This window comes from Microbacterium sp. B35-30 (genome assembly GCF_010634855.1).
GTDB lineage: Bacteria > Actinomycetota > Actinomycetes > Actinomycetales > Microbacteriaceae > Microbacterium.
On record NZ_MWLQ01000040.1, the window covers coordinates 22,935 to 31,447 of the forward strand.

Annotated in this window: 9 protein-coding genes; 5 read left to right on the top strand and 4 right to left on the bottom strand. The window is 70.9% G+C overall.

Annotated features, from left to right (window positions below; all coding sequences use genetic code 11):
- Positions 1-18 precede the first annotated feature (18 nt).
- The 3 genes from B2K11_RS18265 to B2K11_RS18275 all read left to right on the top strand — a co-directional run bounded on the left by B2K11_RS18265 (position 19) and on the right by B2K11_RS18275 (position 2,034).
- Positions 19-1,032 (top strand): aldo/keto reductase family protein, encoded by a 1,014-nt coding sequence (locus tag B2K11_RS18265; RefSeq protein WP_163620519.1) that lies wholly within the window; start codon positions 19-21, stop codon positions 1,030-1,032.
- 20 nt (positions 1,033-1,052) lie between these two features.
- Positions 1,053-1,535: an NUDIX domain-containing protein gene (locus B2K11_RS18270; protein WP_163620521.1), complete on the top strand. Its 483-nt coding sequence runs from the start codon at positions 1,053-1,055 to the stop codon at positions 1,533-1,535.
- Between the two features lie 136 nt (positions 1,536-1,671).
- Entirely contained in the window at positions 1,672-2,034 is a 363-nt protein-coding gene (locus B2K11_RS18275; protein WP_163620522.1) for a VOC family protein, read from the top strand.
- Between the two features lie 123 nt (positions 2,035-2,157).
- Here the strand turns inward: B2K11_RS18275 and B2K11_RS18280 are convergent, their stop codons facing one another.
- From B2K11_RS18280 to B2K11_RS18295, 4 genes are read right to left on the bottom strand one after another with little or no spacing between them, the layout of a single operon-like run.
- Positions 2,158-2,688, bottom strand: a complete 531-nt coding sequence (locus tag B2K11_RS18280; RefSeq protein ID WP_163620523.1) for a ribonuclease H — start codon at positions 2,686-2,688, stop codon at positions 2,158-2,160.
- Between the two features lie 10 nt (positions 2,689-2,698).
- On the bottom strand, positions 2,699-3,169 hold the full coding sequence (locus B2K11_RS18285) for a helix-turn-helix domain-containing protein (RefSeq protein WP_239526243.1): 471 nt from the start codon (positions 3,167-3,169) through the stop codon (positions 2,699-2,701).
- Positions 3,170-3,185: 16 nt separating this feature from the next.
- On the bottom strand, positions 3,186-4,805 hold the full coding sequence (locus tag B2K11_RS18290; protein WP_163620524.1) for a polyketide antibiotic transporter: 1,620 nt from the start codon (positions 4,803-4,805) through the stop codon (positions 3,186-3,188).
- A complete protein-coding gene (locus B2K11_RS18295) occupies positions 4,802-5,725 on the bottom strand; it encodes an ABC transporter ATP-binding protein (RefSeq protein ID WP_163620525.1) in 924 nt (307 codons plus the stop codon). The genes B2K11_RS18290 and B2K11_RS18295 overlap by 4 nt, the downstream gene beginning before the upstream one ends.
- Positions 5,726-5,889: 164 nt before the next feature.
- On the opposite strand from B2K11_RS18295, the gene B2K11_RS18300 reads away from it, so the two are divergent.
- Together B2K11_RS18300 and B2K11_RS18305 are read left to right on the top strand one after the other, a co-directional pair.
- Complete coding sequence (locus tag B2K11_RS18300; protein ID WP_163620531.1) at positions 5,890-6,759, top strand: GntR family transcriptional regulator; 870 nt, start codon at positions 5,890-5,892, stop codon at positions 6,757-6,759.
- A 10-nt stretch (positions 6,760-6,769) separates the two neighbouring features.
- Positions 6,770-8,314 carry an MmgE/PrpD family protein gene (locus B2K11_RS18305; protein ID WP_163620526.1) on the top strand — a complete coding sequence of 515 codons (1,545 nt, stop codon included), beginning with the start codon at positions 6,770-6,772 and terminating at the stop codon, positions 8,312-8,314.
- Positions 8,315-8,513: the final 199 nt, after the last annotated feature.

Sequence of the window (8,513 nt, forward strand, 5' to 3'; positions counted from 1 at the left end):
GGCAGGTAGCGTTTTCCCATGGTCAATTACCGGTACCTCGGAAACAGCGGTCTCAAAGTCAGTGAGATCACCTACGGCAACTGGGTCACGCACGGCTCGCAGGTCGACGACTCGGCCGCCATCGCCACCGTCCACGCGGCGCTCGACGCCGGCATCTCGACGTTCGACACGGCCGACGTCTACGCCAACACGCTCGCCGAGGAGGTGCTCGGCAAGGCGCTGACCGGCCAGCGCCGGGAGTCGCTCGAGATCTTCACCAAGGTGTACTGGCCGACCGGCCCCAAGGGGCCGAACGACACCGGCCTGAGCCGCAAGCACATCTTCGAATCCATCAACGGTTCGCTCCGCCGCCTCGGCACCGATTACGTCGACCTCTACCAGGCGCACCGCTACGACTACGAGACGCCCCTCGAAGAGACGTTCCAGGCGTTCGCCGACGTCGTGCGTCAGGGCAAGGCGCTCTACATCGGCGTCTCGGAATGGACGGCCGAGCAGCTCCGCGAGGGGCACACGCTCGCCAAGAGCTACGGCATCCAGCTCATCTCGAACCAGCCGCAGTACTCGGCGCTCTGGCGTGTGATCGAGGGCAAGGTGGTGCCGGCCTCCGAGGAGCTCGGCATCTCGCAGATCGTGTGGTCGCCGATGGCGCAGGGGGTGCTCTCGGGCAAGTACCTGCCCGGTCAGCCGCTGCCCGAGGGCTCGCGCGCGACCGACGAGAAGAGCGGCGCGCAGTTCATCCAGCGGTTCCTCCGCGACGAGGTGCTCGAGGCCGTCCAGCGTCTGAAGCCCGTCGCCGAGGAAGCGGGCCTGACGCTGCCGCAGCTCGCGATCGCGTGGGTGCTGCAGAACAAGAACGTCGCGTCGGCGCTGGTGGGGGCATCCCGTCCCGAGCAGCTCGCCGACACGGTCAAGGCCTCCGGCGTCGCGCTCGACGCCGACACCATGGCCGCGATCGACACGGCCCTCGCGGGCGTCGTCTACGACGACCCCGAAGACACCTACACCGTCTCGCCGACGACCCGCGTGGTCTGAGGCCTCGGCAGCTCACGACCGTGATCACCAGCGCCGGCATCCTGCTCTATCGGCTCGAACCCTCCCTCGAAGTGCTCATCGCGCACATGGGCGGGCCGTTCTGGGCGAGCAAGGATGCCGGCGCCTGGTCGATCCCGAAGGGCGAGTTCGCCGAGGGTGAGGAGAGCGCGCTGGATGCCGCGCGCCGTGAGTTCCGCGAGGAGCTCGGCATCGACCCGCCCGAGCCGCCGTACGCCGAGCTCGGCACGTTCGCGTACTCGTCGGGCAAGCGGGTGACGGTGTTCGTCGCCGACGGCGGCGGATTCTCGCTCGACGGACTCCAGTTCGGCGAGTTCGAGCTGGAATGGCCGCCGCGCTCGGGGCGGACGGCGTCATTCCCCGAGGTCGACCGCGTCGACTGGACCGATACGGATGCCGCACGCGAGCGCCTCGTGAAGGGTCAGCGTCCGGCGATCGATGCGCTGGAGCAGCACCTCGCGGAGGCTTCCTCCTCCGGTCGCTGAGCCCGCTCGGGCGCGACCCGGTCGGCCGGCGCATGGTCCGACGGCACTGTTCCGCCCGGCGCGGCAGCGGCGGGCCTTGCGGGGGCCGTGACGGCGGCGGAGACTGTCCGGGTCCGATCCGCACGAGAGGAACACCATGGCTCACGGCGACATCACGCACATCGACATCCCCGTCACCGATCTCGGCAAGGCGGCCGAGTTCTACTCCGACCTGTTCGGCTGGCAGATCGCGGAGGTGCCCGGGTTCGAGGGCTACCCCATGTGGCAGGCGCCGAACAAGATCTCGGGCGGCGGCCTCGCACCGCGCGGGGAGGGTTTCACTCAGCCCCGCTCGTACGTCGAGGTCGACTCCATCGACGAGACGGTCGCGGCGGCGAAGGATGCCGGTGCCACGGTGCTCATGGAGAAGGACCAGATCTCTCCCACGAGCTGGTGGGCCGTGATCGCCGACCCCGATGGCAACGCGATCGGCCTCTACGAGGGCACGACGGACGCCTGAGCCGCCCGTTCGCACGCGGGCGACCGAACGCTCCACGTGCCGGCGAGCGCCCCATGACAATACGGCGCGCTCGCAGGAAACGGCAGCGTCCGCGAACGCGTGCGACGGGGCGCGGTCTGAGGCTCAGCGGCCGTTCTTGGGGCGGGTCGAGACGTCAATCGGGTCCTGCGCGCCGAGCGACGACCAGGCGCTCGCGGTGCCCTTCGCCGCGTGCTCCGAGGCTCGCACCGCCCGCTCGTCCGCCCAGGCGTTGAGGACGTGGCCGGAGTGGCCGCGCACGTGCTCGAGCACGACGTCGGGCAGGCCGGCGGCGCGGCGGGCATCGCGGGCGACGATGAGCTGCTCGAGGATGTCGACGTTCTTCGCCGGCGAGCCGGTCGAGGTCTTCCAGCCGCGGCGGCGGTGCCCGTCCATCCACTTCGTGTAGGTGTCGATCGCGTACTTCGAGTCGGCCTGCACCACGAGGTTCTCCACGTCGGCGTGGTCCTCGATCGCCTTCAGCAGGCCCATCAGCTCACCGACGTTGTTCGTGCCGAGCGGGATCGCGCCGGCGGCCCAGTGGCCGTCCTCGCCGACCCATGCCCAGCCGGTCGGCCCGGGGTTGCCCTTGCAGGCTCCGTCGGTGGCAACGATGTAGCGGGGCGCGTCGGTCACTCGGGCAAGGTTACCGTGCGGCCGAGGAGCGCTCGGCGCGCCATTCCTCAGCGAGGTGCGGCAGCCGCTCGGCCAGGTACCTCAGGAAGTCGGCGACCTCGCGCGCTCTCACAACGGAGATCGGCGCTTCGTCGTTGTCGTCCGCGATGCGGTCGATGTGGCTCGCGAGCGCGGAGTACAGCGGGGCGTTCGCGGTGATCATGCCCGACCAGGCGTCGTCGGTGAGGTCGTAGCGGTCGCGCCGGTCTCCCGCTCGCGACAACCGCTGGATGAGCCGCACCGACACCAGGTACCGCACGGCGCCCGACACCGCGGCCGCCGAGACGCCGAGACGGTCGGCGAGCTCGGCCGCGGTGTAGCCCTCGTCGGGCGAGCCGACGAGGGCCATCATCACGCGCGCGGGCATGCGGGCCATGCCCGCCGTCGTCAGCATCGCGGCGGCCTGCTCGGCCGCGTCGACACCCGGATGCTCGCTGGTCACCTGGCCCCCTTCCTGACTATCCTCCCGCTTCCAGTTCCCGGCGGCGCATCAGCGCGAGCGATGCGGCGGCACCGACGCCCGTGGCGAGCAGCAGCCACCACAGCCCGCGAAGGTCGACCTCGTCGCCGACCATCGTCGGTGTGACGGCGATGGGCGAGAGCTGCACCAACCAGTCCGGGAACAGGAACAGCGGGCCGAACAGGCCGAGCATCATCCCGAGCAGCACCAGAGTCCACCCGAGCGGGATGGTCAGCCGCGGGACGAGCACGAAGGCCAGCGCCGTCACCACCAAAAACACGGATGCCCCGGCGACCTGCCCTGCGCCGACCACGACGACCGTGCGCATGAGGTCCATGTCGCCGTCCTGCGAGGCGATGCCGATCGCGGCACCCCCGACGGCCGCGGCGACCACCAGCACGATCGCGAGCAGCGCGATGACGAGGTAGTCCGCCAGCCACCGCACCCGGCCGACGGGCGCGGCGAGCAGCGGCTCGGCGGTGCCATGAGCCTCCTCCTGCCGGGCGCGGCACACGACCTGCACGGCGGCACAAGCGGCCAGCACCCCGAGCATCGTGAAGAACGTCGTCACGGTGCCCTGTTCGATGCTGCCCTCGCCCGAGATCTGGCGCAGGATGTTCTCGACCGCGGGGTTGGAGGCACCGACCTCCTGCACGATCGAGGCGAGCGAGGTCGAGAGGATGCCGACGATGAGCCCGCCGACCACCCAGCCGACGACGGCGCCCCGCGTGAGGCGCCAGACCAGGCCGGAGGGGGTGGAGAGGGCGGCGGAGGCATCCGCTCGCGCCTGTCGTTCGGCGATGAAGCTGCCGCCGAGATCGCGCGCCGAGACGAGCGCCGCCGACACCGCGATGAGGACGACACCGACCCCCAGCGCGAGCGCAGCGGGCCACCACAGGTTCTCGTCGAACGCGCGCGTGTTCTCGCCCCATCCGAAGGGCGAGAGCCAGGTGAGCCAGGAGCTCTCCATGCGGGTGAGGTCGTCGCTCGGCGTGCCGATCGCGTTGCCGATCCCCGAGAGCACGAACGTGATGACCAGCGTCCAGACGGCCAGGGCGTTGGCTCCGCGCGAGGTGCGCATCAGCTGTGCCGCGAGGAGGCCCACACCCAGGAATGTCACGCCGACCGCGCCGACGGCCGCACCAGCCAGGACGGCGCCCTCGACATCGAGGCCGACGGCGAGGAAGGCCCCGGCTGTCAGAGCGCCGAGCAGCAGGTTCGCCAGCACGCCGTGCGTCGCCGTCGCGACGAACGGCAGCGTGCGCGAGGCGGGGGTGGCCGCGATGAGCTCGGCGCGGCCGGACTCCTCGTCGCCGCGCGTGTGGCGCACCGCGAGGAACGTGCTCATGAACGCGGCGAGCATCGCGAGCCAGGGGAAGATCAGGAACACCATGAACGCGCCCTGGCCGGTGCCGGACGGCAGCCCGCGGAACAGCAGGATCACGGGGTTCGCGAGGGCGGCGGCGAGCAGCGACGTGCGGTCCTGTTCGGTGCCGTAGGCGTCGGCCACACCGACGTACGACGCGTAGGCGAGCAGCCCCGTGCCGACGGCCCACAGCAGCACCTGCACCCAGTCCCGCCGGATGCGCTGGCCGAGCAGGGCGAGGAACCGGGTCATCGTCCGTCGCCGTTCATGTCTGCCAGCTCGTCGCCGTAGTGGCGCAGGAACAGCTCCTCGAGCGAGGCGGGAGCGATGCGCAGGCCCGCGGCGCCGCGGGCGGCGAGCGCGGGAAGGGCGGATGCCACCGCGTCGCTGTCGATGGTGAAGGCGACGCGGCCGTCGTCGACCACGACATCGTGGGCGCCCGGGATGCCCGTAGCGGCTGCGGCATCCGTCCCGTGGAACGACACCTCGGTGCGGGTGAGGTGGCGGAGCTCCGCGAGCGTGCCGGTCTCGGCGATGCGGCCGGCGCGGATGATCGAGACGCGGTCGCACAGCTGCTCGACCTCCGAGAGGATGTGGCTCGACAGCAGCACGGTGGCGCCCGCTGCACGCACCCGCGCGATCTCGTGGCGGAACATCACCTCCATGAGGGGGTCGAGGCCGCTCGTCGGCTCGTCGAGGATGTACAGGTCGGCCGGCACGGCGAAGGCGGCGATGAGGGCGACCTTCTGCCGATTGCCCTTCGAGTACGCGCGGCCCTTCTTGCGCGGATCGAACTGGAACGCCTCGGACAGACGCTCCTTCTGAGCCACGTACGCCTTGTCGTGGCGCGCGGCGCCCCGCAGCCTCGCCATGAGGTCGATCGCCTCGCCGCCCGAGAGGTTGGGCCACACGCTGACGTCGCCCGGCACGTAGGCGATGCGCCGGTGCAGGGCGACGGCGTCGCGCCACGGATCCTGACCGAAGACGGATACCTCGCCCGCCGTCTTGCGGGCAAGCCCCAGCAGCACCCGGATCGTCGTGGACTTGCCGGCGCCGTTGGGCCCGAGGAAGCCGTGGATCTGACCCTCGTCGACGGTGAGGTCGAGCCCGTCGAGGGCGTGGACGCGACCGTAGTGCTTGGTGAGGCCGCTGGTGCGGATGACTGTGGACATGTCGCTGACGCTACGCCGAATTCACAAATTCGTGAATACTCCTCACGATCTCCTCACGTTGCAGATCGCGTTGTATACCTTCAGTGCCGGAGGGGGGTAGATCCGTGCGCGTGCGTCCGTTTATGTATACACTGGCCGAGGTGTGGAATGAGGAGGTGATGCGGATGCGGGCCAGTGACCGCGCGTACGCGACTCTCCTCGATGAGATCCAGTCCGGTGTCCTGCGTCCCGGCGCGGTGCTCGGCGAGGTCGAGCAGGCCGCCCGACTCGGCGTCAGCCGCACGCCGCTGCGCGAGGCGCTCGGTCGCCTCGCGGCCGACGGGCTCGTCGCCCAGCAGTCGCCGCGGGTGACCGTCGTGACCGCGATCGATGCCGACGACATCCGTGAGATCTTCGAAGTGCGCCGCGCGCTCGAAGAGTCGGCCGCCCGCCTCGCCGCCGAACGGGGGGATGCCGCGGCCTTCGCCGACCTCGCACACGCCTTCGCACGGGTCGACCTCGACGGTGCCGGCCCCGGTGGCGCTGACGGCGCCGACGGCGTTGACGTGGCTGCCCGCGCTGCCCGCGCTGACGTCGCCGCCCGCTCCGAGCGGGGTGACGGGCTCGACGGCCCCGCCGAGGTGAGTGGCACCGACGCCTACTACGCGCTCATCGAGCGGTTCGACCTCGCGCTCGATTCGGCCGTCGCAAACGATTACCTCACCGCAGCGCTGCGCACCGTGCGTACACACCTCGTCCGGGTGCGGCGACTGGCGCGCGACAATCCCGCCCGGCTCGCGGCATCCGTCGCCGAGCACCGTCTGATCGCCTCCGCGATCGGCGCACGCGACGCGGATCTCGCCGCGCACGCCACGCACGTGCACCTGCACAACGCGCTCCACAGCATCCTCGAGTCCCTCGGCGCTTCGACAGGCTCAGCGACCGGTGCGGTCCCCGCGCCTCGTTCGGTCCACGCTCCCGGTGCGGTCTCCGCGCCCGGTGCGGTCCCCGCGACTCGTTCCGTCCCTGAGCCCGTCGAAGGGCCGCACCACTGAAAGGCCGGTCATGACCGTCATCCATCACCTCCGCGTCCACCGCAGCGACGAGAACCTCGCCCGCGAGGGGCAGCTCGCGTGGCACATCGCCGAAGTCGCCGCCGACCCGGTGGAGGTCGACGCCGACGTTGTCGACATGATCGTCAACCGCGTGATCGACAACGCCGCGGTGGCCGCGGCATCCCTCACCCGCGCTCCTGTGAGCGCCGCACGCCAGCAGGCTCTCGACCATGCCGTGTCGGTCGGAGGCTCGGGCGCGACCGTGTTCGGCTGCGCGCTCGACCGCAAGACGAGCCCCGAGTGGGCGGCGTGGGCGAACGGCGTCGCCGTGCGGGAGCTCGACTACCACGACACCTTCCTCGCTGCCGAGTACTCGCACCCGGGCGACAACATCCCGCCGATCGTGGCCGTCGCCCAGCACGTCGGCGCCGACGGCGCCGCGCTCGTGCGCGGACTCGCGACGGGCTACGAGATCCAGATCGACCTGGTGCGCGCGATCAGCCTGCACAAGCACAAGATCGACCACGTCGCGCACCTCGGCCCGTCGGCCGCTGCCGGCATCGGCACGCTGCTCGGCCTCGACGTCGAGACGATCTACCAGGCCGTCGGTCAGGCGCTCCACACGACCACCGCGACGCGCCAGTCCCGCAAGGGCGAGATCTCGACGTGGAAGGCGCACGCGCCCGCGTTCGCCGGAAAGATGGCGGTCGAAGCCGTCGACCGCGCGATGCGCGGCGAGACGTCGCCCTCGCCGATCTACGAAGGCGAAGACGGCGTGATCGCGTGGCTGCTCGACGGACCGGATGCCTCGTACGAGGTGCCGCTGCCGGGTGAGGGCGAGCCCAAGCGCGGCATCCTGGATTCGTACACGAAGGAGCACTCGGCCGAGTACCAGGCGCAGGCCTGGATCGACCTGGCCCGCAAGCTCCACGGCGAGCACCCCGTGCTTCGACAGGCTCAGCAACCGGGTGCCGAGGTGAACGTCGAGGCGATCGTGCTGCACACCTCGCACCACACGCACAACGTCATCGGCTCCGGCGCCAACGACCCGCAGAAGTACGACCCGCACGCGTCGCGCGAGACGCTCGACCACTCGATCCCGTACATCTTCGCGGTCGCCCTGCAGGACGGCGGCTGGCACCACGTCGACTCCTACGCGCCCGAGCGCGCGGGCCGCGCCGACACCGTCGAGCTGTGGCACAAGATCACGACGGCCGAAGACCCGGAGTGGACGCGCCGCTACCACTCGGAGGACCCGAACGAGAAGGCGTTCGGCGGCCGCGTCGAGATCCGCCTCACGAACGGCGAGACCATCGTCGACGAGATCGCCGTCGCCGACGCCCACCCGCTCGGCGCCCGTCCGTTCGCCCGCGAGGACTACGTGCGCAAGTTCCGCCTGCTGGCAGAGCCCGTGCTCACGGCCGACGAGATCGAGCGCTTCCTCGACCTCGCCCAGCGCCTGCCCGAGCTCACCCCCGAAGAGGTGCAGCAGCTCACGATCGTCGCCGACTTCGGCGTGCTCGCGGCCGCCCCTGCCCCGAAGGGCCTGTTCTGATGCGCGTTTCGACTCGCTTCGCTCGCTCAACGACCGGGTCTATTGAACCCCGGTCGTTGAGCGAGGGAGCGCCAGCGACCGAGACGAAACGCGCCGAGCCGACGTTCTGCCCGGGTCCGGGGCGGGCGCCTACCGAAGCCGGGTCAGACGCGGCGGCCGAGGATGAGGTCGGCGGCGACCTCGCCGATCACGATGGCCG

Bases quoted from the DNA above. Each gene is read 5' to 3' on its own strand.
- B2K11_RS18265 (WP_163620519.1), top strand. From the start codon at position 19: ATGGTCAATTACCGGTACCTCGGAAACAGCGGTCTCAAAGTCAGTGAG.
- B2K11_RS18275 (WP_163620522.1), top strand. From the start codon at position 1,672: ATGGCTCACGGCGACATCACGCACATCGACATCCCCGTCACCGATCTC.
- B2K11_RS18290 (WP_163620524.1), bottom strand. From the start codon at position 4,805: ATGACCCGGTTCCTCGCCCTGCTCGGCCAGCGCATCCGGCGGGACTGG.
- B2K11_RS18295 (WP_163620525.1), bottom strand. From the start codon at position 5,725: ATGTCCACAGTCATCCGCACCAGCGGCCTCACCAAGCACTACGGTCGC.
- B2K11_RS18300 (WP_163620531.1), top strand. From the start codon at position 5,890: ATGCGGGCCAGTGACCGCGCGTACGCGACTCTCCTCGATGAGATCCAG.
- B2K11_RS18305 (WP_163620526.1), top strand. From the start codon at position 6,770: ATGACCGTCATCCATCACCTCCGCGTCCACCGCAGCGACGAGAACCTC.